This window comes from Veillonella parvula (genome assembly GCF_032575955.1).
Lineage (GTDB): Bacteria > Bacillota > Negativicutes > Veillonellales > Veillonellaceae > Veillonella > Veillonella parvula_J.
In genome coordinates this window covers 90,804-116,481 of the sequence record NZ_JAWFXN010000004.1, presented here as the reverse complement: position 1 = coordinate 116,481, position 25,678 = coordinate 90,804, and the positions used below count along the sequence as shown (strand labels likewise).

Below are 25,678 nucleotides of genomic sequence, written 5' to 3'. Positions count from 1 at the left end.
ACAACGAATATAGAGAATAGGTGTCGCAAGACTTAATAGAGAAATCGGTATAAGCCGATGCGGTCCCGCCACTGTAAGGATGAGCCTGCTTTCATACATGTCACTGGAGTAATCTGGGAAGGCGAAAGCGAGGTGATGATCCCGAGCCAGGAGAACTGCCTATTTGATAATCACCGTTATGTACCTACGAGCGATAGGAAGGGGATTGGGGTATGCTGGCTACAGTATTTTTTAGTGTACCTTTCAATAAGAAACCTTACGTGTCACTTTAGGTGGCACGTTTTTTATTGCCCTTAGAGTGGATGTTGAGTATAGGAATCAGGTTTTATAGATATTAAACAGATGGACACATTTTGAGGTTGATGTGGTCCAATAAGATAAAGCTCGAGTGATTCATATATCTAAACAATTCGCAGGTACGGTGCGCTGTTTCTCGGTATGGTTTCGAGTTGAAAAGGAGGCACATATATGTCTGACAAAAAGACTTCAAAGGATGCTGAACGCGATTTATTAGCACCTGTATCCTTTGATGAGTTTAAGAAACCTACGTATGAACAATGGCAGGCCGAGGTTGAAAAAGCGTTAAAAGGTGGCGACTTCCATAAGAAGATGTTCACTAAAACCTATGAGGGAATTACGTTACAACCAATTTATACGCCTGCATTGCATGGAGAAAAAATTCCAAAGGGTGTATACCCTGGGGCAGGTGAGTTCCTACGTGGCACAAAGGCAAGTGGTTATATTAAAGACTCTTGGGGCGTATCCCAATATGTAGACGAATCTTTTCCTAAGGATGCTAACCATGCAAGTTTATACGAAATTGTAAAAGGTGGCACCATTCACAATATTCGTCTTGATGAAGCAACACGCCATGATCAAGATGTGCAAGTAGGCGCAGCTGTTGGTATCGGCGGTACATCTCTGTCTACTATGGATGATTGTAGCCAATTGATTGAGCGTTTTAATTTAAAGGAAAATCCTTTATATATTGAAACAGGTGCTTCTGCAGCTATCTTGCTCGGTATGTTAGCCGCTACGGTGAAAGGATCTAAAAAACAAACCTCTGACTTGAAAGGTCTCGTTGGTGCAGACCCTATTGGTGTTTGGGCTAAAGATGGTACATTGCATATGTCTTTAGATACAGCCTTTGATGAAATGGCACATACTGTTGTATGGGCTAAAGAGCAAGCTCCAGAGCTTAAAACTGTACTCGTATCTGGTGATGTATACGCTAATGGTGGCGCGAACGATGTACAAGAGGTTGCGTATGCATTGGCAACAGCAGTTTGCTATGTGCGTCAATTAGCACAACGTAACATCGATATTCACACTATTGCTAACAGCATGATGTTTACATTCTCCTTGGGTGCAAACTTCTTCATGGAAATTGCTAAATTACGTGCATTACGTGTGCTTTGGGCGCGCATCATGGAAGCGTTCGGTGCCGAAGAAGCTGACCGTGCTGTTCATGTACACGGCAGAACATCGGCTTTCACAAAAACTGTATACGACCCATATGTAAACTTGTTGCGCAATACAACACAAGCATTCTCTGGCGTTGTAGGCGGTTTGAATAGCCTTGAAGTATCCCCATTTGACCAACCAATTCGCAAAGCTGACGATTTCTCTCGCCGTATTGCCCGTAATATTCAAGTTATGTTGCAAACTGAATTCGAGTTGCGTCAACCAGTGGACCCTGTAGGTGGTTCTTGGTATGTGGAAACATTGGCAGCTGAATTATGCGAAAAAATTTGGGCCGAGTTCCAAACTATTGAGTCTAAAGGTGGTATCATAGCAGCCTTGAAAGAAGGCTATCCACAAGCTCAAGTTAAAGCAGTTCTTGATGAACGCTTCAAAAACCTTGCATTCCGCAAAGATGTGGCTGTAGGTAACAACATGTATGCGAATATGACTGAAGAATTGCTTGATCCAAAACCAGAAAATCAAGAAACATTGCGTCAAAAACGGGTTGCTCAAATCGAAGAGTACTTGGCGAGTGCGGAGCCAGATGCGGTTGTGAAAGCACAGGCTACCCTAGAAGCAGGTACGACAGAGCCAGGCGCTTTGATTGGCCTTATTGAACTCGGTGCATTACAAAAATTAACAATACGTCAAATCCGCAAGGCTTTAGATGCTGGCGATATAGCATCCGAAACGATTGAATCCATTGCAGCTCATCGCTGGACTGAACAGTTTGAAGCACTTCGCATGCGCACTGAGAATTATAAACAACGTACGAAAGATAATGTGAAGGTATTCTTGGCTAACATGGGCCCAATCCCTCAACATAAACCTCGTGCGGACTTCTCCACAGGCTTCTTCGAAGTAGGGGCTTTTGAAGTTATCAAAAATGATGGCCATGAAACAACGGCTGATGCGGCGAAAGCTGCTCGTGAAAGTGGTGCTGATGTAGTTGTTATCTGTTCTACAGATGATACCTATCCAGAATTGGTACCACCACTCGCTAAGGAATTGAAAGAAACTATGCCGCATGTAACGGTTATTTTAGCAGGGGCACCTCCTAAGGACTTAGAACCTGTATACCGTGAAGCTGGCGTGGACGACTTCATTTCTGTTCGTGCAAATTGTTACGAAATCTTGAATACGTTACAAGATAAGAAAGGGATGTGAGCTCATGTTTAAAAATCCAGACTTCTCCTCTCTTGGCTTGGGATCTCAGACAGCAACATCTCGCGATGCATGGCTTGCTGAACTTCAAAAAGAAACAGGAAAAAGCTTTGAAGATTTATATAATACAACAATGGAGCAAATCCAACTAAAACCTCTCTATACAGAGATGGATTATGAAGGGATGACACACCTTGATTATATGGCTGGTGTACCTCCATTCTTGCGTGGACCTTATTCCACAATGTATGTTACTCGTCCTTGGACAGTACGTCAGTACGCTGGTTTCTCCACAGCGGAAGAATCCAATGCGTTCTATCGTCGTAACTTGGCAGCGGGCCAAAAAGGCTTGTCTATCGCCTTTGACCTTGCTACTCACCGTGGTTATGACTCCGATCATCCTCGTGTAGTAGGTGACGTTGGTAAAGCGGGTGTTGCGGTAGACTCCATCCTCGACATGGAAATTCTTTTCTCCGGTATCCCTCTTGATCAAATGTCCGTATCCATGACAATGAACGGCGCCGTATTGCCAGTAATGGCGTTCTATATCTTGGCTGGTGAAGAACAAGGCGTAGATAAAAAGGTTATGGCTGGTACAATCCAAAATGATATCTTGAAAGAGTTCATGGTACGTAATACCTATATTTACCCTCCAGCTACATCTATGCGTATTATCGGTGATATTTTTGCGTATACATCCCAGTATATGCCTAAGTTCAACAGTATCTCCATTTCTGGTTACCATATGCAAGAAGCGGGCGCTACTGCGGATATCGAATTAGGTTACACATTGGCCGATGGTCTCGAATATATCCGTACCGGTGTTAATGCAGGTCTTCATGTTGACCAGTTCGCACCACGCTTGTCCTTCTTCTGGGCAATCGGCAAAAACTACTTTATGGAAGTGGCAAAAATGCGTGCGGCTCGTATGTTGTGGGCTAAGATTATCAATAGCTTCGGCTCTGAAAATCCTAAATCCATGGCACTTCGTACACATAGCCAAACATCTGGTTGGTCTCTTACAGAACAAGATCCGTTCAACAACGTGGCTCGTACATGTATGGAAGCGATGGGTGCTGCGTTAGGTCATACGCAATCTCTACATACCAATGCGCTTGATGAAGCCATTGCGTTGCCTACAGACTTCTCTGCACGTATTGCGCGTAATACTCAGCTTTACATCCAAGATGAAACTAAGGTATGTAAGGTTATCGACCCATGGGGCGGTTCCTATTATGTAGAAGCATTGACAGACGAATTGATTCGTCGCGCTTGGGGTCATATTCAAGAAATCGAATCCCTTGGCGGTATGGCGAAAGCGATCGATACAGGGCTTCCTAAGATGCGTATCGAAGAAGCTGCCGCACGTCGCCAAGCTCGTATCGACTCTGGTCGTGAAGCGATTATTGGTATCAATAAATATCGTCTAGATAAAGAAGATCCATTGGATATCCTCGACGTAGATAACACAGCTGTACGGGAAGCGCAAATTCGTCGTCTCGAACAATTGCGTGCTAACCGGGATGAAGAAAAGGTTCAATCCTGTCTTGAAGCGATCACAAAGGCTACAGAATCGGGTGAAGGCAACTTACTTGCTCTTGCACTTGAAGCAGCTCGTGCTCGTGCATCCTTGGGTGAAATTTCCTTTGCTGTTGAAAAGGTATGCGGTCGTCATAAAGCGGTTATTCGCTCTATTTCCGGTGTATACTCCAGCGAATTTGAAGATGACGATGTAATCAAAGAAGTACGCCAAATGGCGGATAACTTTGAAGAACTCGAAGGTCGTCGTCCTCGTATCATGATTGCGAAGATGGGCCAAGACGGTCATGACCGTGGTGCCAAAGTTATTGCTACATCCTTCGCGGACATGGGCTTTGACGTGGATATCGGACCTTTGTTCCAAACTCCAGAAGAAACAGCACAAGATGCGGTGGATAATGACGTTCATATTGTCGGATTTAGTTCTCTTGCGGCGGGGCATAAGACATTATTGCCTCAACTTGTAGAGGAACTCAACAAGCGGGGCCGTGGAGATATTTTAGTTGCCATCGGCGGCGTAATCCCTGCTCAGGACTATGAATTCCTACGCGAACATGGCGCAGTGGCTATCTTTGGCCCTGGTACAGTTTTGCCAGTAGCGGCGAAAAAATTACTAGAAACATTGACTAGTCACGTTCAAGACGAGTCTCATGACTGATAACAAACGGCCTACTCCGGATGAATTGCGCAATACACAGGATGCAACTTTCACCACTGGTGAAGGCAAGGCCCCTGAATTAGGTGTAAAAAACGCAAGCACCGAGGGTAGTACCTATCGTCCCGACTGGGTGCCAGAAGAAGCGAAGAAAGATGACACTTATGCGTGTCACGTAATGAAAGGCGTCAAGGAAATGCATGACGGCCTCTTATCCAGCTCTGCTCATCTGGCTCCAGCGGTACGTCCCGTACAGCGGCGAAAGAAATTGACTGTCGCTGATTATGTACGCGGTATCGAGCAGGGGGACCGCGTTATACTTTCACGGGCTATCACATTAGTAGAAAGTAATAATAAGGACCATTTCAAACTAGCTCAACAGGTGTTGCAAGCCGTATTGCCTCGCACGGGCAAGGCATTGCGCATCGGTATTACTGGTGTGCCTGGGGCCGGTAAAAGTACGTTTATTGAAGCCTTCGGTAACATGCTCATTGAAGCGGGTTACAAGGTTGCCGTACTGGCTGTAGACCCTACGAGCCAAGTCACAAAAGGCAGTATCTTGGGTGATAAAACGCGGATGGAAACGTTGACGAAACACCCAGAGGCTTATATTCGTCCATCGCCAGCTGGTGGTACACTAGGCGGTGTGGCTCGTAAAAGTAGAGAAACTATGCTACTTTGCGAGGCTGCTGGGTACGATATTATTCTCGTTGAAACCGTTGGGGTTGGGCAAAGCGAAGTTACCGTGCGTTCCATGGTAGACTTCTTTATGCTCATCGTTTTAACGGGGGCAGGCGATGAATTGCAAGGCATCAAAAAAGGCGTTATGGAACTTGCTGATGCTATTGTGGTCAACAAGGCCGATGGGGATAACCTCAAACGAGCTCTCATTGCTCGTAGTGATTATGACCGGATGTTGCATTACATCCGTCCGGCTACGGAAAAATGGAAGACTCAAGCCTATACATGTTCAGCTGTCACAAAGGATGGCCTCGATGAATTGTGGGATGTTATCCAAGAATTTACTGAACAAGGCAAAGAAAATGGAGTTTTCTTAAAACGCCGTCAAGAACAATCCCTTCGTTGGGTACGCGATATGATTGACGAACACTTGCACAACCTATTCTTTAATAATGTAGTCATTCAAGGTCGCATGGGCGAAGTCGAAGCTGCTGTCTTAGACGGTGAAATGAGCGAATCTCAAGCCGTTGAAGAACTTATTGGCGTTTTCGATAAGTCCTTACAATAAGTAGATCGGTAAATACATATTGTATTGTTAAATATATATGGTATTGCTAAATATATATTAGATAAGCCGGCATAACTTATCTTAATACGCACTCCGTTAGCAATCGTATGTATTTCGATATAATTAAAGATGTATTTGTAAAAGGCATAGTATCAATGTTCACTGTTGGATTTGGACCAATAGTAGTTGCATACTATGCCTTTTTCTATGTCATAATAACTAATTGTGACTAATTATTTGCTATTAATTGTCTAATAAAAGATGATTAATATATAAGTTCATCTTTTTAAAATGCAAAAATCAGTGTATAATTAAGTTATATTATTTATTAATCGTTTAATGTTACGAGAGGGGCATTCAAATGAACAAAAAATTATTATTACCTGTAGGTGTAGTCGTTCTAATTATTGGTATTGCGATTCTATTATTAAATCCAGATCCAGGGGCGGCTAATTTGGAAATTGCGAGAAATGCTACAAATGCTCAAGCGGCAGCAAAGGCGATTTCTGAGAATAACCAATCTTACACATTGTGGTATTCTATTGGTATGTTCTGTAGCGGTTTAGGCATTGCACTGTCAGTAGGTGGCTTCATTGTAGGCTTTATTAAAAAAGACTAATCTATTTAGGAACGCATAAAAGGCTGTACTAGAATGTATATCATTTCTAGTGCAGCCTTTTTGTATTTTAATTTTAGGGTTATAGGACAAAACGTGTTGGTCTTGCCCTATAACCCTAATTTTATCCTGTGGACTTTAGCTAGCTTATGTCTATCTAGCGAATTAGTCTATATTTATCTTGCAAGTCGTCCTATATCTATTTATGTTGTGGTTTTACGCTCTATATCTGTTTTCGGTGGGATAAAACGTGGTATAATTAACCCGGATAGAGCCTAAAGGTATGTGGCTTTTGGAGGTTAGTATGAGTAGTATAGCGCATTTATTTGTAGCTGGTGGATTTGTTATGTATCCGCTGGTGATTTTTTTACTGTTTACCTTGATGATTGGCATTGAACGTATCTTTCTATATCGCAAGTTTACAAAGGATTTGCACCGTTTTAATAAGGTCTTAGAGAAAAACCAATCTTGGATTATGTTACCAAGTGTTTTGGAACGGGATACAGAGGAACTTGGTTCTTTATTTGCCCGTGCTATCCGCAGTGCAAAGAATTATAATGGCTTGGAAAACCGCCTTCAAGATGTAGTGTCGTACGCTGATGAACGTTTAAAACGCGGCCTTAGTTGGCTCAGCATGATTGTAACAATGGCTCCGTTATTGGGGTTGCTAGGGACGGTTCTCGGTATGATTCGTGCGTTTGCTGTGGTAGGTGGCGATATTGGGGCTCCGACCATTATTACAGGTGGTGTTTCTGAAGCCTTAGTGGCAACGGCTACAGGTTTGACCGTGGCCATTATTGCCCTTGGCTTTCACAGTTACTGTGCAGCAAAGGTCAATGATTCTGTGGCGACATTAGAACATGAGTGCGGCAACATCCTTGATGCGTACAACGAGGAACATGATATATGAGACGACGCACGTTAGGGGTTAAAAAAGAGCCTACCATCATGATTATTCCTATGATTGATATCGTATTCTTTTTATTAGTATTTTTCATGGTAGGCACGCTGTACATGAATACAGAGCAACAAATTCCGCTTAATTTACCATCTGCATCGACGTCTACGGCGAAATCTATCGAACCTATCACCATTACCTTAACTACAACGCACACGCTATATATCGATAATCAGGAAATCTCTTCGGATCGCTTGGCGCAAGAGGTCAAATCTATCGTTACACAAGCACCTCAACAAGCCTTTGTGATTCGTGCTTCAAAAGATGTATATTATAACGATGTTATCGAGCTTTTGGACATGCTCAAGGTGAACGGTGCTAAATATATTAGCGTCGCTACGGAACGGAAGTGATTCCATGTTTGAATCACATTATCTGAAACCCTTTATTGTATCTTTAGGCATTACAATCATGCTTATCTCTGGCATGGGGCTTTCCTTGCGTGGCATCGTTGGAACCGGTGTGGCTTATGATGCCGCAGAGGTTAGCTTTCATCTGCCCGAGGATAGTGAAAGTGATGCGGAAACTACCGCTATTGAGCCTATACCTAAGGATAAGCCACCGGTTGAACCTCCGGCTCCAGAAGGCCCTGCGCCTAAGGCAGATCCTCTTGTAACGGAAAATACAGGTGATGAAAGTGCTCACAATTTAAATGCCAATAAGACTACATCTAATGATCGTCGTGAATGGGCCGTTCCAAAGGCCATAGAATCGGAAACGACTAATAATGAACAAGCTGTAGTTACGGGTGGAAATGATTCCAAAGACGGGAAATCCTCTAAACCTGACAATGCTCCTATGGGTAAGGATATAACATCTGATCCGAATGCCAATGGAAACGGCTTTGCCGAAGCTAGTGATTTATCCTTCCTATCTGATCTTGCGTGGGGGCTCCTAACACCAGGGCAACAAGCACTTTTACAAAAGTCGGATATAAATCCCCAAGAATATTTACGAACTGTACAAGAACAGGGGAAGGGGTCAATCGTAACAGGTAAGGTTGTAGTGCGCGTTAACTTTGACATTAATGGACATGTCATCGTAGGAGAACATACACCGCTCATCGCTGAGGATGTACCGCAACCAGTCAAAGAGGAAGCAATGCGCATCGTTAAAAGCAGTGGTTCTATTATCAATCGAAGAGGGGAACCTGTATATCTAGCGGTTCCTGTTGTTTTAGGACAATAAAGAGGCATATCTTACATACATTAGTATGGGATATGCCTCTTTGTTATGGTTGTGAAAAAAGATTGTATTAATTTTGATTGGTAAGCATTGTTTTTGTAGAGTTGAAGACGGCTAGATATACGATGGCGCCGCCGATGAATAATGTGACCTGCATAGGAGTGCTGAATTGATCAGCTCGCCACAATGCGAAAGCGTAGAAGAACATGGTAATCAACATGATGAGAAATGCAATGATAACGCGTACGTTAGTATGTACCGCTAACGATGTAGTAATTCGGGATCTATTCATCATTACGTAAATTAAAGATACTACGATGTCTGCCGTAAAGATGGAGAAGATAAAGTTGTAATCAAACTCGCCAAAAAGGACTACCGCCAAGCCGATAAAGCTGAGCCCAAAGAATAGACGTAATAGAATACCTATAGTATTAGATTCATTGCGCTGTGCGCGGCGTTCCTTACGATTTAAAGTTGCCATGAAAGCCTCCCCCATAGTAGAAATGTTTGTTATTATTAGTATAAAGCTCGTGTATAGATTGAGCAATTATTTGCAGTACATTTAGTCTGTATGTTTATTATATATCACAATGTATAGCTATGATATAGTATTGATTAATTTATTATTATATGACTATATGAGAAATCAAAGTGAGAGATTATGATTCAAGTTATTCTTACCTATATTGTTAATGTTATTATTGTATTTGTATTTTTTCCTATTTTAGAATCTGTAGTTCAATATGTGTATCCGTTTTCATGGGACTGGCTTATAAAACCGCTACATTTAGTGGATAAGCTCGATGTATATATTATTATATCCTTTGCGTTGCCTATTATTGTGGCCATCGGATTATTTTTGCCACCTTTTAGTTGGATTGTCCATGTATTGCAAGGTGAAAGAAAACCAAATGCAGAAGAATCTGAATATATTGAACCGCTGTTTGAGGAATTATGTGCATTTAGCGGTGTAGCACGTAACTCACTGATATTGCGCATGCGTACAGATGAGGAAATTAATGCCTTTGCATCTGGATTAAATCACATTACGATTTATACAGGAGCCTTGTATTCGTTAGATAAACGGCATTTATTAGGTGTTCTTGCCCATGAATTAGGCCATTTACGACATCGTGATACTATCTATTTAACCATTACCTATGCTATGGATCGACTAGGGCAATTAATTTTAAATCTTGTAATATATCTAAATTTTGCTTTAAATATACTGGCTATTATACCAATTGTTAATATCGTAGTACGTATTATTCAATTAATTCTTATCGTTATGATTGCAATCGTGAAATATGTACTTCTATTACCGAAGTGGATTACCTATTATTTTGATAGCCGTCGTCGAGAGTATGCTGCTGATGCCTATGCCGTTTCGATTGGTTTGGGGCGGGAGCTGCGTGATGGTCTAGTTTCATTAGGACTTGCTACTGAACAAATTGGTATTCTAGAGAATGGTGAATTATATGATTGTGAAAGTACAGGATTTTTCAGTCGCTTGTTTATTACTCATCCAAAAATGATTAAGCGAATACAACGTATCAATGAAGGGATAGAGGTATATAATCTCAAGCAAAGTCTTAAAGAAAATCGTTAAAGTGATAATTAATTTAATAAATACGAACAATAAGTAAAATTAATATAATTATCATTCGGAAAATTTAGACCCGTTCGTTGAATGGAGCTTTCACATATGGTACAATAATCCTATAAATCTAGCTTTTATCATGCAAAGGAGATATCATGATACCACGTTATACACGAGAAGAAATGGGCCATATTTGGAGCGAACGCAACGAATTCGATACAATGTTATTGGTGGAGACCCTCGCCTCTGAGGCACAAGCTGAGTTGGGCGTCATTCCTAAAGAAGCGGCGAAAACAATTCGGGAAAAGGGCAATTTCGACGTTGAGCGCATTCATGAAATCGAAAAGGAAACAAACCATGATATCATTTCCTTCGTAACAGCAGTGGGTGAATACGTAGGTCCTGAAGCGGCTAAATACATCCATCTTGGCCTTACCTCTACAGACGTGAAAGATACGGCGCTTGGGTATATGATGAAACAAGCCTGCGATATCTTAATTGATGACTTAAAGCGTTTGCACGAAGTATTGCGTCGTCGTGCAGCGGAGTTCAAATACACACCTATGATTGGCCGTACCCACGGTATTCACGGCGAACCAACTACATTCGGCTTGAAATTGGCATTGTGGATGGCAGAGGTAGAACGTGATATTGAACGCATGGAACATGCTCGTAAAAGCGTTGCTGTTGGCAAATTGTCTGGTGCAGTTGGTACATACTCCAATATCGATCCATTCGTAGAACAATACGTATGCGAAAAATTAGGTCTTGAACCTGTTAAAATCGCTACACAAGTAGTACAACGTGACCGCCACGCTGAATTATTGTCCACTATTGCTGTTGTAGGCGGCACATTGGATAAAATCGCTTTAGAAATCCGTCACTTACAACGTACAGAGGTGCGCGAAGCAGAAGAGTATTTCAGCCCTAAACAAAAGGGTTCCTCTGCGATGCCTCATAAACGCAACCCTATTACATGTGAAAGAATTTGTGGTATGGCTCGCTTGCTTCGTGGTTACGCACAATCTGCTTACGAAGATCAAGCATTGTGGCATGAACGCGATATTTCTCATAGCTCTGTAGAACGGGTTATCTTGCCAGATGCGACAATCGCGTTAAATTATATGTTGCACCTAACCATTCGCACCATTGATAAGTTGTTGGTATACCCTGAAACTATGCTTAAAAACCTTAACCTTACAGGGGGTCTCGTATTCAGCCAAACAATTTTGACACACCTTGTAGATAAAGGAGCGGTACGTGACGAAGCATACCGTTGGATTCAAAAACATGCTATGGAACGCTGGCTTGAAGGCAAAGACTTTGCAACAGGTTTAAAAGCTGATGAAAATATTAAGAAATACATGACTGATGAGGAAATTGATGCATGCTTCGACCCATATAAATTGCTAAGACATGTAGATACAATCATGGCTCGCTTTGGCCTATAATTGTAGGCGCTTTCCACATAACATATAAAATTAGGGTAGGTATAGACCAACCAGCCTATGGTACAATGGTACATGCAATAGGCGTTGGCTGTGCCTACCTGTTTTGTATTAGGAGGTTATATGAAACGTATCATAAGAAAGTACGGACCACCTATTTTTCACTGCATTAATGACTTTGGGCAAGGTTCATTAGCTGCGTTGATACCATTCTTTATTACTAACTTTGGACTTAATTATTATCAATCGGCGTTTATTATATTTTGTAACACCGTAGTTGCATCCATAGCTCAGCCTATTTTGGGCTATGTAGCAGATCGTTGGCGCGTGCCGTGGTTTATTCCTGTAGGCTTTTCGGTTACATTGGTATCCATTAGTGCTATAGCGATTGCTACGAGTTACGAAATGATTCTTGCTTTGTCGCTCTTGGCCGGGGTAGGGGCCGCATTATTCCATCCTGAGGCAGCTCTACTGGTAAATCGTACGCAATCTCATGAGCTTGGTAATGCTATGGGGCGCTTTGCAGTCGGTGGTAGCGCTGGCTTTGCACTTGGACCTCTCCTCGCTGGGGGTGTATATGTCTTTGGGGGACAATTCCTTTGGGTATTTACGATTATCGCGCTACTTGGCGTATTGCTATATCTCTATGCCTTTATGGGCGAGGGTGAAGCTGATACCGATGATACTGCTGATACTGTTGATACTGGTAACCGTGAAAGTCGTTCTAAGGTTCTTAGTACTGCTACAAATGATTGGGCGAGCTTTGGTAAGTTATTTTTTGTGATTGCCTCTCGATCTATACTCTTCTCTGTATTGGCTATCTTTATTCCTATTTTGTATATTACCGTTATTAATGGTGAAGCTAGTGCATCTAGTTTGGCCCTTACTGCGTACTTTGCGATGGGGGCCGTTCTTACCTATATGGGAGGGGCTTTATCGGATAGACTTGGATTTCTTAAAACTGTGCGCTTAGGTAATCTGATTTTCTTGCCTTCTGTTTTAGTATTTATCTTTGTGCCTAACGTTTGGGGCTTCTTTGGCGCCATGATACCGATGGCCTTTGGTGTGTTCTCACAATACGGGCCAATTACGGTGTTAGGTCAAAAATACCTTGCTAAAAATGCGGGCTTTGCATCTGGTATTACGCTAGGCCTTGGCATTACCTTAGGTGGCCTTGTGGCACCTTATGTAGGACATCTAGCAGATATTTATGACGTACAAACGGCATTGATGACACTGATCCCTGTAGGGGTTATAGGCTTGCTTATGAGCTTCTGGTTAAAAGAACCAAAATAACATCAATGCAATAGGGTCATATTAAAGACATAATAACATGTAAGTAGCAAAATCGTATAAAAGAACTAAAATAGAATATTTTGATTCGATAAAATGTCAATACATGGGAGGTGACCATTGGTCACCTCCCATTTGTTTACTTTAATAAACCAGTTATCTATATTGGATATAGTAAGACTTTGATTTTCTATATTTCAATATCTTTACTTGATATATGTTTTAACATATAATTAAGTAAAGATTTCTTCTAGTATTAGGAGGAATGACATGGATACGTTTTCTGTTGTTTTTTATGAAACTCTAAGTGGGGATACGCTAGAAAGATTGTTTTAACAAATGGTTTTGTAAAGAAATCTATAAAAACACCAAAGAGTGCAATTGAATTAGCTATTAAATATAAAAATGACTATATTGAGAGGTATACATAATATGGAAACGTTAGATCAATATTTAGAGAAACAATTAAAAAATCCGAAGTTTAAGAAAGAGTGGGATGCGTTAGATGATGAGTACCAAATTATTCAGAATATAGTTGAGGCGCGATTAGCAGCACATATGACGCAAATGCAATTATCTGGGTTAACAGGTATTACACAGTCTGATATTAGTAAGATTGAAAATGGTAATGGCAATCCATCCTTAAAAACTTTACAGAAAATAGCCCATGCGTTTGGGAAGAAACTAAAAATTGAATTTGTATAAATACTTTCACAGAATCCGAACATTGTTGTATAATGATATTGAATTATTTAGACTTTCATATGGAGGATATAGATATGGCAACTAGTATGGTTATCGGCACTCAATGGGGTGACGAGGGGAAAGGTAAAATTGTTGACTGGATCGCAGAACGTGCGGATGTTGTGGTGCGCAGTCAAGGTGGTAATAACGCGGGTCATACTGTTGTAGTTGATGATAAAGCGTTTGCACTTCGCCTTTTGCCAAGTGGTATCTTATACGATAACAAACAAAATATTGTGGGTACTGGTGTTGTTATCGACCCTAAAGTTTTGTTACAAGAAATTGAAGGCCTTGAAAAGCAAGGCAGATCTGCTAAAACCCTTCAAGTTTCTGACCGTGCACATGTCATTATGCCATACCATATCGCTCTAGATACTGCGGAAGAAGCATCTAAAGGGGATGCTAAAATCGGTACTACTAAAAATGGTATTGGTCCTTGCTATGCTGATAAAATCAATCGTATCGGCATCCGTATCTGCGATTTGTATGATATGGAAACATTTAAACAAAAATTAGCGTACAATGTAGAGTTCAAAAATAAAATGCTTACTAAGGTATACGATGCTGAACCTGTTAACTACGATGAAATCTTAGCGGATTACATCAAATACGCTGAAGCGTTGAAGCCTTATGTAACAGATACTAATGCGGCTGTTCTTAAAGCTGTAAAAGAGGATAAAAAGGTATTGTTCGAAGGTGCTCAAGCTACTATGCTCGACCTTGATCATGGTACATATCCATTTGTAACATCCTCTCATCCAATTGCAGGTGGCGCTTCCACAGGCGCTGGTGTGGGTCCTAACTACTTGAAAAACATCTTCGGTGTAGTAAAAGCTTACGCTACGCGCGTTGGTGCAGGTCCGTTCCCTACAGAGCTTCTTAACGAAACTGGCGATAACCTTCGTGAACTTGGTCATGAGTTCGGCACTGTAACGGGTCGTCCTCGTCGTTGTGGTTGGTTAGACCTCATGGTTGTAAAATACGCAGCAGGTCTTAACAGCCTTGATTATTTGGCTATAACTCGCTTGGATATTCTTGATACTTTCAAAGAATTGAAAATCTGTGTAGGTTACAAATTAAATGGTAAAGACGTAGAAGGCTTCCCAGCTAACTTGAAAGATCTTGAAGCATGCGAAGCAGTGTACGAAACATTGCCAGGTTGGGAAACTGATATCTCTGGTATTCGTGAATACGACAAATTGCCTGAAAATGCTCGTAAATATGTAGAACGCATTGCTGAAGTAACAGGTGTACCTTTGGGTATCGTATCCGTTGGCCCTAACCGTAGCCAAACTATCGACTTAGTAAATGTATTCTAAGCTATACTAATTTGATATAATAGGAAATTTGTATTTGGTAGCATTGATATAATATTATACATTTTAATATTTTTTGCTATGCAATCGATTTATAGAATTATACAGATATGACCCCTCGTAGAGGGGTCTTTTGTGTTGAATAGATGTAGAATATAAACGTGGATACTCTATATCTAATCCTTTAGGTTGCTACAGTGGTGCGGTATATCGAAGTATGCTATATAGTTATTAAAGTGTGAGTATATCGAGAAATATATAATGGATAATAGAGCGCAATTGTTATATATACAAAAAAATGTATATTCAGATAAATCTATAAAATGAAAATTTGTTTAAAATATTCATTTTATACAAAGAGATACGTGCTTAAATTAGTTTATAATAAGACGAAATTTACTTATCTATAATTTTTTTGTATTCATAATAAATTATTAAGATACAAATATAAAGAAAAAAATAGATTTACATTAAGAAATAGTATATAATAATACCAAGAAGTAGATTGATATTTTTTGATAAGGATCTGAGGAGTTAAAGATATGGTTGAAGTTTCTTACGAACGTTTAGCGACGATTTTTAAGGCATTAAGTGATGAAACGAGATTACACATCATCGATATGTTGTCTTGCAATGAATTATGTGCAGCCGATATTTTAGCGAGCTTCAATTTGTCTCAATCTACGTTGAGTTACCACATGAAAATCTTAATTGATGCAGGTGTAGTTAACTCTCAACGTAATGGTTTATGGACGCGTTACTCCATTAATGAAGCTACATTTGCGGATATTTTAGATATTCTCCCTCAATTATACAAAACTAAAGATGAGTGCATTTGCGCGCAAATTAAATACTGCCGCATTTCTGAGCACGAAAAAGAAGCGTAACAATGAGACGTTGGATTATGCATGTTGATATGGATGCATTCTTCGCGTCCATAGAACAACTGGATCATCCAGAGTATAAAGGCCACCCCGTAATCGTGGGTGGTCTTTCTTCACGTGGTGTTGTAGCTACCTGTTCCTATGAGGCTCGAAAATTTGGTGTTCACTCTGCGATGCCAATCTCGAGGGCTAAGAAACTCTGTCCTGATGGCATCTATGTATATCCTCGGATGGATCGATATAAAGAAGTGTCGAACCAAATTTTTTCCATCATGAAAGAATTCACCCCTTATATTGAGCCTCTATCTATTGATGAAGCCTTTCTTGAAGTGAGCGGCATGTCTACCATGTATAGTGGTCCTAAAGCGCTAGGACAAGCCATTAAAGATCGTGTATTCGAGCAAACAGGACTTATTATCTCTGCAGGCTTAGCACCCAATAAATTTCTTGCTAAATTAGCCTCTGATTTAGATAAGCCAGATGGTCTTGTGGTCATCCCATACGGTCGTGAAAAAGAGGTGCTAGCTCCTTTGCCTATTAAACGTATTTGGGGTGTTGGCCCTCGGACAGAGAAAATTTTAAAAGCTGGTGGCTTTCATCTGATACGTCATATTCAGTCTTTGCCTGATGAAAGCACTTTAATTCCTCTTGTTGGAAATCAGGCAAAGCGCATATGGGAACTCGCGAATGGTATCGATGATAGACCTGTTGAAACAGACCGAAAGACACAATCGATTGGCGCTGAGGAAACCTATGAAGAAGATCTCACAGAAGGCCGTGCTATTGAATTAGAATTTAGGTACTTTGCAAACCGTTTATCGAAACGGCTTCGGAGACGTAGCCTTTATGGACATACTGTATCTATCAAGGTTCGGTATGATGATTTCACTACCGTATCACGGCAGAAGCGGCTAGATACGCCGTCAGATCATGAGCATGTATTTTTTGAAACTGCGCTGCTCTTGTGGAATAAGCTCATGCAAGATAAAATGAGTAAGAATCCGAAAGGTACAAAGAAAGACGTAGAAGCACTAGGGGCAACTATGAAAGTGAAATCTACTGATTTTAGATATAGTAGTTCTAAAGATAATCGTTCTAACCATATTGGTTCTAAATATAGTACTTCTAAATATAGTAGTTCTAGTGAGATTACTTTTATGGATCCGCCTGGTCCTATCCGTTTATTAGGCCTTACTGTGAGTGGTCTCGATGAGGAGGTTCCTATGCAGGACAGTCTCTTTGAATCCCCACAGGATAAAACAGAGGATAAGCTATCTAGTGTGTTAGACTCCTTAGAGTCTAAATTTGGTGAAACCGCTGTCATGAGTGGGGCGTTATGGCAACGCTTTCACGGAGACAATGGAATACGCAGAAAACGGTCAGAGTTGAAAGCGGCAGTGGATGCACAGCCTGATCAAGAGGATGGGGAGTCTATTAATGTTGATGTAGTCTCAACTAAAGAGGCTAATCGGTCTACAATTGCAGATACACACCCATCTATTGAAGGACCTAAAAAGACCGTCAAAAAGGACTTATAAAGATTATATTGAATACTTTCGCTAATATAATTGTTCGTGTTACAATATGGGTGTAGTGTTAATAAATTACCGCAAGAGAGGTATAGATATGAGTTTATTTCGTGTGGCCATTCATTATGGCGTAAACAGCAATGGTTTCTTGTCCTATGATACAGAAACAAAAACAGTGTCCGTAGATTTACCTGAACAAGAGTGGGTTGATAAGGTAATCGCTTACTTGAATAATGAACATGCTATTGAGCATGCTACAGGTCTTGATACGTATGAACGATTGACCGTAAAACCATTAGAATCTTTGGATAATCTTAAGTTAGCTTTAACACGTATGTGGGAAGCGATCGACGTACAAGTTGATTGGAGTCGTCCGGCATAAATTGAATGAAAACACCTTGTGATCTACAAGTTAGTAGAAACAAGGTGTTTTTTGTTTTGCGTATTTTTGTAGGTATATCTTAACAGAATTTAAATATATAACATTGAAATTCTCATTTTAAAATTATAAATGATATCGTGTATACAAAATTTATAAAGGTTTAGGGTTGTTATGTTAAAAAATTTGTGCTATTCTAATTACATATTAATGGATAATAATTATCCATTAATAATTTTATCGTAATTGAGATATATGATTTAAAAATTATGTAAAGTAAATTACTTTAATTTTGATCTCTAAGTAGGAGTTTGTAACATGAATAATGAAAAGAAACTAACAACCGCCTTTGGCGCTCCCGTACCAGATAATCGCAACTCTGCTACAGCAGGTAAACGTGGTCCTGTATTGATGCAAGATGTTTGGCTCATGGAGAAATTAGCGCATTTTGAGCGCGAAGTGATTCCTGAACGCCGCATGCATGCTAAAGGATCCGGTGCATTTGGTACTTTCACAGTAACTAACGATATTACAAAATATACGAAAGCAAAAATTTTCTCTGAAGTAGGCAAGCAAACGCCGTTATTCGTACGTTTCTCCACCGTTGCCGGTGAGCGTGGTGCGGCCGATGCAGAACGCGACATTCGTGGCTTTGCCGTAAAATTTTATACGGAAGAAGGAAACTGGGACCTCGTAGGTAACAATACACCTGTATTCTTTATCCGCGATCCATTGCAATTCCCTGATTTGAACCGCGCTGTAAAACGGAATCCGAAAACAAATCTTCGCGATGCGACAGCAAACTGGGATTTCTGGACTAGCTTGCCAGAGGCGATCCACCAAGTAACAATCGTCATGAGTGACCGTGGTATTCCTAAATCCTACCGCACAATGCATGGTTTTGGCAGTCATACATACAGTCTTATTAACGAAAACGATGAGCGCGTATGGGTTAAATTCCATTGGGTTTGCCAACAACCGATTGAAAATCTTTCTGACGCTGAGGCGGCTAATGTGGTAGCTAGTGACCGTGAAAGTCATCAACGTGACCTCTTTGAGGCTATTGAAAGAGGCGATTTCCCTAAATGGAAATTATGCATCCAAGTGATGACCGAAGAACAAGCTAACAATATGCCATACAATCCATTCGATTTAACAAAAGTATGGTATCATGACGAATTCCCATTAATCGAAGTTGGTGTGATGGAACTTAACCGCAACCCAGAAAATTATTTCCAAGATGTAGAACAAGCTGCATTTGCACCAACAACTATCGTTCCTGGTATCTCTTTCTCTCCTGACAGAATGCTACAAGGTCGTTTGTTCTCCTATGCGGATGCGCAACGCTATCGTCTAGGGGCAAATTATTATCAAATCCCTGTTAATGCCGCTAAATGTCCTGTAAATATCTATCATCGCGATGGTCAAGGACGTATAGATGGAAACCATGGGTCTACAATTGGCTACGCACCAAATAGCTTTGGTGAATGGGCTGAACAACCGGAATTCAAAAATCCTCCTCTCGACGTATCTGGCCCAGCCTACCAATATGACTTCTATGAAGACGACTCTGACTTCTTTACACAACCAGGTAAACTGTTCCGCCTCATGAGCCCTGAACAACAACAAGCCTTGTTTGACAATACGGCAGCGGCTATGAATGGTGTACCTGATTTCATCAAAGAACGTCATGCAAAACATTGTTACCAATGCGATCCAGCTTATGGTGAAGGCGTTGCCAAAGCATTGGGCATGGACATTGATTTTAGTGATGTGAAATAAGACTAAAGATATTATTTAAGCAACATTAAAATAGTTTATCTAAATAATACTAACGATTGAAAAGAACTTTCTTAACTAATAACTCTCTTACACTTATATAAAAACAAATCTATAAAAAATCTAAATTCACACAAAATTTTTATACACTGACACCAATTATCTTATAAACAAATAAAACCCTTTAAGGGGCCTTTGCTAATCACATCTAAGTTAAGAATCATCAAAGATGTGTAGCAAGGGCTCTTTTGCTGTGTTAAAAATATACAAATTTTAAAAGGATTTTAGTATAACTATGTAGAATTATATGATATGTTGAATTTGCACGAAACGTTACATGTGAATAGGAGGCAGTTATGAAATCTAGTAGTTTGGCATGGTATGTGGCGGTGGCTTGTATTGGAGGAAGCCTTTGTATGGGGCCTGTGGTACAAGCGGATTCTCCGACTAAGGTAAAAACAAATAGCCCTGTTTCTGCTGCTGTTGTAACGCAGGCTCAACCAGCTCAGCCTGTTACTGTTACAGCAGTTAAGAATGATGGAGTTAGTACTACAACAAATAATACAGTAACTAATAATGTAGTAGCTAATGATGTAGCGGCACAGGAAGCCCTCAAGCAAAAGCAACAGTACCAAGCCGAAACTGAAACGATGGGCTTGCTATGGATGCGTACCTCTGCAGAGTACAGAGCATTGGCGTATCAAGGGTATAATGTGGCAATGAATGCTGTTAAGATGGCCGTTACTGATCCATCTCATCAAAGAAAACCTTTAGCTATCGTTCTTGATGCGGACGAAACCGTAGTGGATAATACCAAGTTGATGGGTGAAAGCATTGTAAATGGTAATGGCCGTTTTGATGCTCCTTGGTGGCGTCAAGCCGTGCATCAAGGCAAATCGCAAGCCATGCCTGGCGCTGTTGAATTCCTAAATGAAGTACATAAACAAGGGGTAGAAATTTTCTACGTATCAAACCGTTACGCCCCAGTAAACCTTGATGTAACGATACAGAACTTTAAAGAATTAGGATTCCCATCTATTGATAAAGACCATGTGCTACTATTCGAAAAAGACTCTGACAAACAACCCCGCTTTGATATGATTGCTAAAAAATATTATGTCGTTGTATACATGGGCGATAACGCGGGCGATTTCCCAATCGGCACAAAAGGCAAGACACTAGCTGAAAGAAATGGCATCATCGATGCTCATAAAGAAGACTTTGGTACTACCTTTGTGGTATTCCCAAACCCTGCTTACGGATCTTGGGTAAGTGCATTAGCTAAAGGCTACCAAAACCTAAGCCCAGAAGAACAAAAACAAGTAAATAACCAATACCTACAACAATAAGGACGCCTTGCGTATACTTTATTAAAAACGATATAATAAAGTATACATGCGTCTATAGCTCAGTTGGATAGAGCGGCAGTTTCCTAAACTGCGTGTCACTGGTTCGATTCCGGTTAGGCGCACCAATAAAATAATTAATGGGCATATGTTTTTTAGTATTATGTCTTTTTAGGAGCCAAGACTTAAATCTTGGCTCTTTTTAGGTTTTGAGATCTAAAACACTGTCTCATAGAGCAGAATCGGTTTGAAAACCTATTTTATCAGAAATTATTCTTATGCTAATTAAACATAAGTTTTATGATAAGTATCTCTTTATAATGATATAATTAAGATAATTATTGTATGTAAAGGGCAGTGTATAGTGGAGAGTGTATATGAGCTTTTACAATTGGATTCAAGAAAAGCTCTTCGATAACTACGAGGAGTGGCATATGAAGAGCCCTGATTATAATCGAAACGGTTTTAACATAGTTGGTATAGATAATACTCTAAAGGCCATGCATGATGGATTTTTCATGTACATGGAGTTATACCCACCTCATGCGATCAATGGTTGTACTACGATGAAAGCCCGTGTAGGGAAAACACAGGATGCAGTAGATATATTCTTAGACATAGATGGTAAGACGTATCGTATGGCTGATGTAAGTTATCCTGATGCAGTGAAGATGATGCGGGCTTTTGTGACAAAACGCAGAGTACCTGATCGTAGTTTGTGTGTAGAAGTAGCAAATCTAGATATAGAGCAGATGAAACCAACATTTACAGAGCTAGCAACGTTATTACTAGGCGATGCTAAACAAGGTAAATCTTTTATGCCCGAGGCTAAGTTGCGCTCCATGGAAGAATTAGAAGATAGTTGGTGGAACCTTTATGAGAAACTAGTATCTAAAGGATATGCCGTAGAGCTAAGCTGTAAGTGTGAACTAGAGGATTTTGTTCATAATGTGCAGAAATTAATACGTAACAAGTCTTTAGATACTAGCGAAAATCTAACTATTGATACAGCAGCATTAGATGAAGACCAATGTATTATGGATTGGTGTGCTGATCTTAATTCTACGTGGGTAAACTATAAGTTAGCAGGCATGGACATCGGAACCGATAGCTTTGTACTTATGGTACTTTCAAATGAGGAATTCAAAACAGCCCAAGAATTAGCAAAAGAACTATTACATAGAATCGATGTAGCTGAACGCTCATGATATAACAGAAATTATGATGAGTAGCGTGATTATAATGTAGGAGAGAGTCATATGAGTATTGTACGTCTACCAGAATATGAAGCAGAGTTTGAGCCGGAAGTATTTGAAATTTATGCATTGCCGCGCAGTGATGCGAATGGAGCTAGTCCTTATTTAGATAAGTACCATAGACCATTAGTGTCTACCGATGCTATTTTAGATACTCGAACCGGTGTGCTTGACCGTAGCGAAGGCATTTTGACGTGGATTATTGAGGGTCTTGACGATAGATGGGGGTATTCTTTTGAGCCTCATGGGGTCTATAAATTGTTAGTTAAGAAAGCAAAACCCTTAGAGGACTTGGGCTATATGCGCCCGTCTTGGAATAATCGCTATTATGTACTCGAGGTGTTAGAGGAACATGCTAAACATAGCAAGTTAGAGGCGTTGTCGGCGTATTTGAAAACTCCTAAATACCTTCATACCGATAGGGGCGATTTCCTCTTAAATCGAGAGTATCAATATTACACAGCGAGAATTGGTGATTATGCATTCACTCTTGATGTGGATGAGGGCTCTGATGAAAGCTGTACCACAGCATTGGCTGCTTTCAATACAATCGATAATTTCAAAGCATTTGAACAACGAATTAGTATATATATTAGTGAGACCTTGTTAGAACTCGCTAATTACTGGCTCGACAATGACGATCAAGATCCGATTACATCAGACGTATTTGCTAAGCGTATTACGATGGGTGAATTGGCGTTTCGTAACGATGGCTCCATAGAGGTCTATTATGACGATGATGATATTTTCTGGGGGCACTGTATCATAGCTCATATTGATGCGGATGGGAACCCTGTTGATGCAGATATTGCAGGCTGATTAACTAATGGAGCGTCCTAATGAGAAAATCGGAATTAATGACATTATGGAATGTTGAAAGCTGGTCTGAAGAACCGTATGGCGTTTACTTTGTATCTCGCCGATTGGGCATTAATCGTTTAGAGAATGTAGGACAAGCCTTTAAAAAACTTAATATTAGTTGTACCGGTTATACTGAAGATGATGTACTTTCACTATCAATATGGGAGCAATTATATGTTCAATTAGATGAATTAGACCAACTGGCGAAGGGGCTCATACAAAAGGGAATACCGCAAGAAGAGTCTGTTGTACTAACGCTAACGGATATAATGCTGGATAAATCAGGTTGTTACGATGCATTTGCACTAGGCTATGATGTGGGAGAATCCTCAGCAGGACATCTATATGTTTTGGTTCCTTTTGATGAAAACTTTACGGCTCAACAAGATGTGATATACGAAACCTTATAGAGTTGTTTGAAAGTGGTGATACTGGTGTTGTATTCTACCTAAAAATATAAGTGATATGCAGGAGAGAGCCTATGGAAGATATGTATAAATTAGTCAAAGATTTCTTTAGTCATGATATGGATTTAGATGATTTATTTGATTCTGAGGCTATTATCTGGGTTGACTGGCACGAGGATGACGAAGATGTGGTGCGTTATTTCAATGATATGATAGATGAGCCTATCGATATTCAAACCGTTAGTAATGGCAAGCCCTATGGTGACGATATTATGCTACAAAAAGGCGATAAAGAACTCTTAATTCCTTACGGTGATGAGAAAGATCGGGATGTGACCATCAAATATTTTAATGACTTCGTTAAACCTGATTATGAGGTGCGCTGGTTTGCTGAAAGCCTTGGCGATGATACGCTCGGATTTACCGTGCTTTCAGGGGCAGAATGGTCCAAATTAGACGATGAATTTGGGGCGGATACGGTTCGCTACTATTTTGAGCCAATTGATATTGAAAGTAATATGTTTAATCTCGACATGGATGAAGTTTCTGCATTATTGGCATTACGAGAAAATAATAGATGAAATAGAGAGATGAGAGAATCAATAAGAGGGAAGAATATGGATTATTTAAAACTATTGTGTGAAGATTCTAGCTTGGCAGCAAATTTTGATGCTCTATTTGATTTCTTTTTACTCGATGAACCTACAAAACGTGATGAGGTAGAGGGGCGATGTACCTTTTCCGTGGACGGAGTAGCTTTTGCTCGTGATGGTGCCGGTGGCGAATATCATCAATTAGAGGATGGCTCTATCGGATATATGAGTAGCGAAGGGGAATGTGGTCGTATAGCTGAAAGTGTAGATGATTTAATCCATTTGTTGGTGTATAGCATTTGCTGGCATGATTATTGTGATGCCAGCCAATATACGGACATATCTACTCTTGAAGCCTATGCCAATGAGCGACATGATCAAATCGCTTCTTATACAGAAATGGATGTATGGGAAACCGTTGTTCAGGTGCTAGGCATGCCTTTAGAAGCAAATGTGGCTGCTGAATTACAAAAATTCTATGACGCTGCACATCGAGCCCCTTTATATATTTGTTATTTCCATGAAGATGATGGAACCGTTACAGAATCACATAATCTGTTTTTCTAGACGTATTGTTTAAAAGGAGAATTATATGGCTATTGATGGAGTAAAAATCATAGATAGTGATGATGGCCATGATATTTATAATTTGATTGTTGAGCGCTATAGAGATGGTATCAGTATTGATACCATTGTTTCAGAAATTCTGGCTGAAGAGCAGAATTTTTGTACTGACGAATTCTATACAGAAATTTATTGGACTGCCGTAGCCTATTCGCTGTGGAAGATAGGTCATCTGCCGCAGGATATCAAAGAGAATGCATTAGACATAATCGCGAAGGGCGCTCATGAGTTTTGGCTAGAAATTGATAGTAAGGCGCTCAAACAACGGCAAAAGGTGTTAGATACATTAGCCGTACAACTACAAAGTGAAAATCCAAAGCCTCTAAAGGTTCGTAAATCTAAAACAAAGCGAGAACCTCATTTTAAGGTGGGCGACGTATTAGCTGTTACGTTTGAAAACGAGTATGGAGTTATTTTTGTATCTGACGTGGATCAATCACCGCGGAAAATCGAGTACCATTTGGCCTGTACAAGACTTTTACAAGCGCACAAACCTAGTATGGATGATTTTTTAAATAGTCAAATTTCCTGTCGTAAAGATAATACAAATTTCGGTATCGATACCGATTGTTGGTTTAATCATAAAGATCTAGGCCTATTGCTAGACCATTTAGAAATCATTGGGGCTGTTGAACTGTATCCGTGCAAGCTGTGGAAACTAGCACCGGCAGGCACATTGGACGATATCTACACCGAGATTACAGATGAGCCTAGAAGAGGTAGAATTCGCCTGATAGATACTAATGAATTGGTGAAAGATATTGTTCACCAATAATTATTGCGCTAAAA

The 25,678-nt window shown here is 40.3% G+C and carries 25 protein-coding genes, 1 tRNA gene and 1 riboswitch; of the genes, 25 read left to right on the top strand and 1 reads right to left on the bottom strand.

What is annotated here, in order from left to right:
* Window position 1: 1 nt before the first annotated feature.
* Window positions 2-177: riboswitch (cobalamin riboswitch) on the top strand.
* Between the two features lie 291 nt (window positions 178-468).
* The 7 genes from E7L28_RS05775 (at window position 469) to E7L28_RS05745 (ending at window position 8,833) form a co-directional block, all read left to right on the top strand.
* Entirely contained in the window at window positions 469-2,631 is a 2,163-nt protein-coding gene (locus E7L28_RS05775) for a methylmalonyl-CoA mutase family protein (protein WP_008714670.1), read from the top strand.
* 4 nt (window positions 2,632-2,635) lie between these two features.
* Window positions 2,636-4,825: a methylmalonyl-CoA mutase gene (gene scpA, locus E7L28_RS05770; protein ID WP_004694550.1), complete on the top strand. Its 2,190-nt coding sequence runs from the start codon at window positions 2,636-2,638 to the stop codon at window positions 4,823-4,825.
* Window positions 4,818-6,071: a methylmalonyl Co-A mutase-associated GTPase MeaB gene (gene meaB, locus E7L28_RS05765; protein WP_004694551.1), complete on the top strand. Its 1,254-nt coding sequence runs from the start codon at window positions 4,818-4,820 to the stop codon at window positions 6,069-6,071. Before scpA ends, meaB begins: the two co-directional genes overlap by 8 nt.
* Window positions 6,072-6,432: 361 nt before the next feature.
* A complete protein-coding gene (locus E7L28_RS05760; protein ID WP_004698152.1) occupies window positions 6,433-6,690 on the top strand; it encodes a hypothetical protein in 258 nt (85 codons plus the stop codon).
* Between the two features lie 301 nt (window positions 6,691-6,991).
* The gene (locus E7L28_RS05755; RefSeq protein WP_287508032.1) at window positions 6,992-7,597 is read left to right on the top strand and encodes a MotA/TolQ/ExbB proton channel family protein; all 606 of its coding nucleotides are present in this window, start codon (window positions 6,992-6,994) and stop codon (window positions 7,595-7,597) included.
* A complete protein-coding gene (locus tag E7L28_RS05750) occupies window positions 7,594-7,998 on the top strand; it encodes an ExbD/TolR family protein (protein WP_004694558.1) in 405 nt (134 codons plus the stop codon). The genes E7L28_RS05755 and E7L28_RS05750 overlap by 4 nt, the downstream gene beginning before the upstream one ends.
* 4 nt (window positions 7,999-8,002) lie before the next feature.
* A complete protein-coding gene (locus E7L28_RS05745) occupies window positions 8,003-8,833 on the top strand; it encodes a hypothetical protein (RefSeq protein ID WP_316604216.1) in 831 nt (276 codons plus the stop codon).
* 67 nt (window positions 8,834-8,900) lie between these two features.
* On the opposite strand, the gene E7L28_RS05740 is transcribed toward E7L28_RS05745, so the two are convergent.
* Window positions 8,901-9,311, bottom strand: a complete 411-nt coding sequence (locus E7L28_RS05740; protein ID WP_316073390.1) for a CAAX protease — start codon at window positions 9,309-9,311, stop codon at window positions 8,901-8,903.
* A 180-nt stretch (window positions 9,312-9,491) separates the two neighbouring features.
* Between E7L28_RS05740 and E7L28_RS05735 the strand changes: the two genes are divergently transcribed.
* The 18 genes from E7L28_RS05735 (at window position 9,492) to E7L28_RS05655 (ending at window position 25,664) form a co-directional block, all read left to right on the top strand.
* Window positions 9,492-10,439, top strand: coding sequence for a zinc metalloprotease HtpX (locus tag E7L28_RS05735; RefSeq protein ID WP_004698199.1), 948 nt, complete (start codon window positions 9,492-9,494; stop codon window positions 10,437-10,439).
* Window positions 10,440-10,585: 146 nt separating this feature from the next.
* Window positions 10,586-11,881 (top strand): adenylosuccinate lyase, encoded by a 1,296-nt coding sequence (gene purB / locus E7L28_RS05730; RefSeq protein WP_316604217.1) that lies wholly within the window; start codon window positions 10,586-10,588, stop codon window positions 11,879-11,881.
* Between the two features lie 120 nt (window positions 11,882-12,001).
* Complete coding sequence (locus E7L28_RS05725) at window positions 12,002-13,174, top strand: MFS transporter (protein WP_316692020.1); 1,173 nt, start codon at window positions 12,002-12,004, stop codon at window positions 13,172-13,174.
* A 323-nt stretch (window positions 13,175-13,497) separates the two neighbouring features.
* Window positions 13,498-13,602, top strand: a complete 105-nt coding sequence (locus E7L28_RS09815; protein ID WP_287529297.1) for a hypothetical protein — start codon at window positions 13,498-13,500, stop codon at window positions 13,600-13,602.
* A 1-nt stretch (window position 13,603) separates the two neighbouring features.
* Window positions 13,604-13,876, top strand: coding sequence for a helix-turn-helix domain-containing protein (locus E7L28_RS05720; RefSeq protein ID WP_316055502.1), 273 nt, complete (start codon window positions 13,604-13,606; stop codon window positions 13,874-13,876).
* Window positions 13,877-13,950: 74 nt separating this feature from the next.
* Window positions 13,951-15,234, top strand: a complete 1,284-nt coding sequence (locus E7L28_RS05715) for an adenylosuccinate synthase (protein WP_316692021.1) — start codon at window positions 13,951-13,953, stop codon at window positions 15,232-15,234.
* 539 nt (window positions 15,235-15,773) lie between these two features.
* The gene (locus tag E7L28_RS05710; RefSeq protein ID WP_004694570.1) at window positions 15,774-16,118 is read left to right on the top strand and encodes an ArsR/SmtB family transcription factor; all 345 of its coding nucleotides are present in this window, start codon (window positions 15,774-15,776) and stop codon (window positions 16,116-16,118) included.
* 2 nt (window positions 16,119-16,120) lie between these two features.
* The gene (gene dinB, locus E7L28_RS05705; protein WP_195213363.1) at window positions 16,121-17,653 is read left to right on the top strand and encodes a DNA polymerase IV; all 1,533 of its coding nucleotides are present in this window, start codon (window positions 16,121-16,123) and stop codon (window positions 17,651-17,653) included.
* 88 nt (window positions 17,654-17,741) lie between these two features.
* Window positions 17,742-18,026: a hypothetical protein gene (locus tag E7L28_RS05700; RefSeq protein ID WP_004694573.1), complete on the top strand. Its 285-nt coding sequence runs from the start codon at window positions 17,742-17,744 to the stop codon at window positions 18,024-18,026.
* Between the two features lie 315 nt (window positions 18,027-18,341).
* Window positions 18,342-19,805: a catalase gene (locus E7L28_RS05695; RefSeq protein ID WP_287517328.1), complete on the top strand. Its 1,464-nt coding sequence runs from the start codon at window positions 18,342-18,344 to the stop codon at window positions 19,803-19,805.
* Between the two features lie 353 nt (window positions 19,806-20,158).
* Window positions 20,159-21,151, top strand: coding sequence for a 5'-nucleotidase, lipoprotein e(P4) family (locus E7L28_RS05690; protein ID WP_287517329.1), 993 nt, complete (start codon window positions 20,159-20,161; stop codon window positions 21,149-21,151).
* Window positions 21,152-21,199: 48 nt separating this feature from the next.
* Window positions 21,200-21,276: transfer RNA gene (locus E7L28_RS05685), tRNA-Arg, on the top strand.
* 249 nt (window positions 21,277-21,525) lie between these two features.
* A complete protein-coding gene (locus tag E7L28_RS05680) occupies window positions 21,526-22,356 on the top strand; it encodes a DUF6630 family protein (protein WP_316604222.1) in 831 nt (276 codons plus the stop codon).
* Between the two features lie 51 nt (window positions 22,357-22,407).
* Window positions 22,408-23,223 carry a DUF2262 domain-containing protein gene (locus E7L28_RS05675; RefSeq protein WP_316604223.1) on the top strand — a complete coding sequence of 272 codons (816 nt, stop codon included), beginning with the start codon at window positions 22,408-22,410 and terminating at the stop codon, window positions 23,221-23,223.
* Between the two features lie 20 nt (window positions 23,224-23,243).
* Window positions 23,244-23,675, top strand: coding sequence for a hypothetical protein (locus E7L28_RS05670; protein ID WP_278467445.1), 432 nt, complete (start codon window positions 23,244-23,246; stop codon window positions 23,673-23,675).
* 71 nt (window positions 23,676-23,746) lie between these two features.
* Window positions 23,747-24,253 (top strand): hypothetical protein, encoded by a 507-nt coding sequence (locus tag E7L28_RS05665; RefSeq protein ID WP_316604240.1) that lies wholly within the window; start codon window positions 23,747-23,749, stop codon window positions 24,251-24,253.
* A 36-nt stretch (window positions 24,254-24,289) separates the two neighbouring features.
* Window positions 24,290-24,832: a hypothetical protein gene (locus E7L28_RS05660; RefSeq protein WP_120055055.1), complete on the top strand. Its 543-nt coding sequence runs from the start codon at window positions 24,290-24,292 to the stop codon at window positions 24,830-24,832.
* Window positions 24,833-24,857: 25 nt separating this feature from the next.
* Window positions 24,858-25,664, top strand: coding sequence for a hypothetical protein (locus E7L28_RS05655; RefSeq protein ID WP_316692225.1), 807 nt, complete (start codon window positions 24,858-24,860; stop codon window positions 25,662-25,664).
* Window positions 25,665-25,678 lie beyond the last annotated feature (14 nt).

Coding starts and splice junctions, on each gene's coding strand:
- E7L28_RS05690 (WP_287517329.1), top strand. CDS start 20,159: ATGAAATCTAGTAGTTTGGCATGGTATGTGGCGGTGGCTTGTATTGGA.
- E7L28_RS05700 (WP_004694573.1), top strand. CDS start 17,742: ATGAGTTTATTTCGTGTGGCCATTCATTATGGCGTAAACAGCAATGGT.
- E7L28_RS05670 (WP_278467445.1), top strand. CDS start 23,244: ATGAGAAAATCGGAATTAATGACATTATGGAATGTTGAAAGCTGGTCT.
- E7L28_RS05675 (WP_316604223.1), top strand. CDS start 22,408: ATGAGTATTGTACGTCTACCAGAATATGAAGCAGAGTTTGAGCCGGAA.
- meaB (WP_004694551.1), top strand. CDS start 4,818: ATGACTGATAACAAACGGCCTACTCCGGATGAATTGCGCAATACACAG.
- scpA (WP_004694550.1), top strand. CDS start 2,636: ATGTTTAAAAATCCAGACTTCTCCTCTCTTGGCTTGGGATCTCAGACA.
- E7L28_RS05655 (WP_316692225.1), top strand. CDS start 24,858: ATGGCTATTGATGGAGTAAAAATCATAGATAGTGATGATGGCCATGAT.
- E7L28_RS05720 (WP_316055502.1), top strand. CDS start 13,604: ATGGAAACGTTAGATCAATATTTAGAGAAACAATTAAAAAATCCGAAG.
- E7L28_RS05755 (WP_287508032.1), top strand. CDS start 6,992: ATGAGTAGTATAGCGCATTTATTTGTAGCTGGTGGATTTGTTATGTAT.
- E7L28_RS05715 (WP_316692021.1), top strand. CDS start 13,951: ATGGCAACTAGTATGGTTATCGGCACTCAATGGGGTGACGAGGGGAAA.
- E7L28_RS05775 (WP_008714670.1), top strand. CDS start 469: ATGTCTGACAAAAAGACTTCAAAGGATGCTGAACGCGATTTATTAGCA.
- E7L28_RS05725 (WP_316692020.1), top strand. CDS start 12,002: ATGAAACGTATCATAAGAAAGTACGGACCACCTATTTTTCACTGCATT.
- E7L28_RS05750 (WP_004694558.1), top strand. CDS start 7,594: ATGAGACGACGCACGTTAGGGGTTAAAAAAGAGCCTACCATCATGATT.
- E7L28_RS05710 (WP_004694570.1), top strand. CDS start 15,774: ATGGTTGAAGTTTCTTACGAACGTTTAGCGACGATTTTTAAGGCATTA.
- E7L28_RS05665 (WP_316604240.1), top strand. CDS start 23,747: ATGGAAGATATGTATAAATTAGTCAAAGATTTCTTTAGTCATGATATG.
- E7L28_RS05735 (WP_004698199.1), top strand. CDS start 9,492: ATGATTCAAGTTATTCTTACCTATATTGTTAATGTTATTATTGTATTT.
- E7L28_RS05740 (WP_316073390.1), bottom strand. CDS start 9,311: ATGGCAACTTTAAATCGTAAGGAACGCCGCGCACAGCGCAATGAATCT.
- E7L28_RS05680 (WP_316604222.1), top strand. CDS start 21,526: ATGAGCTTTTACAATTGGATTCAAGAAAAGCTCTTCGATAACTACGAG.
- E7L28_RS05760 (WP_004698152.1), top strand. CDS start 6,433: ATGAACAAAAAATTATTATTACCTGTAGGTGTAGTCGTTCTAATTATT.
- E7L28_RS05745 (WP_316604216.1), top strand. CDS start 8,003: ATGTTTGAATCACATTATCTGAAACCCTTTATTGTATCTTTAGGCATT.
- purB (WP_316604217.1), top strand. CDS start 10,586: ATGATACCACGTTATACACGAGAAGAAATGGGCCATATTTGGAGCGAA.
- E7L28_RS05695 (WP_287517328.1), top strand. CDS start 18,342: ATGAATAATGAAAAGAAACTAACAACCGCCTTTGGCGCTCCCGTACCA.
- dinB (WP_195213363.1), top strand. CDS start 16,121: ATGAGACGTTGGATTATGCATGTTGATATGGATGCATTCTTCGCGTCC.
- E7L28_RS05660 (WP_120055055.1), top strand. CDS start 24,290: ATGGATTATTTAAAACTATTGTGTGAAGATTCTAGCTTGGCAGCAAAT.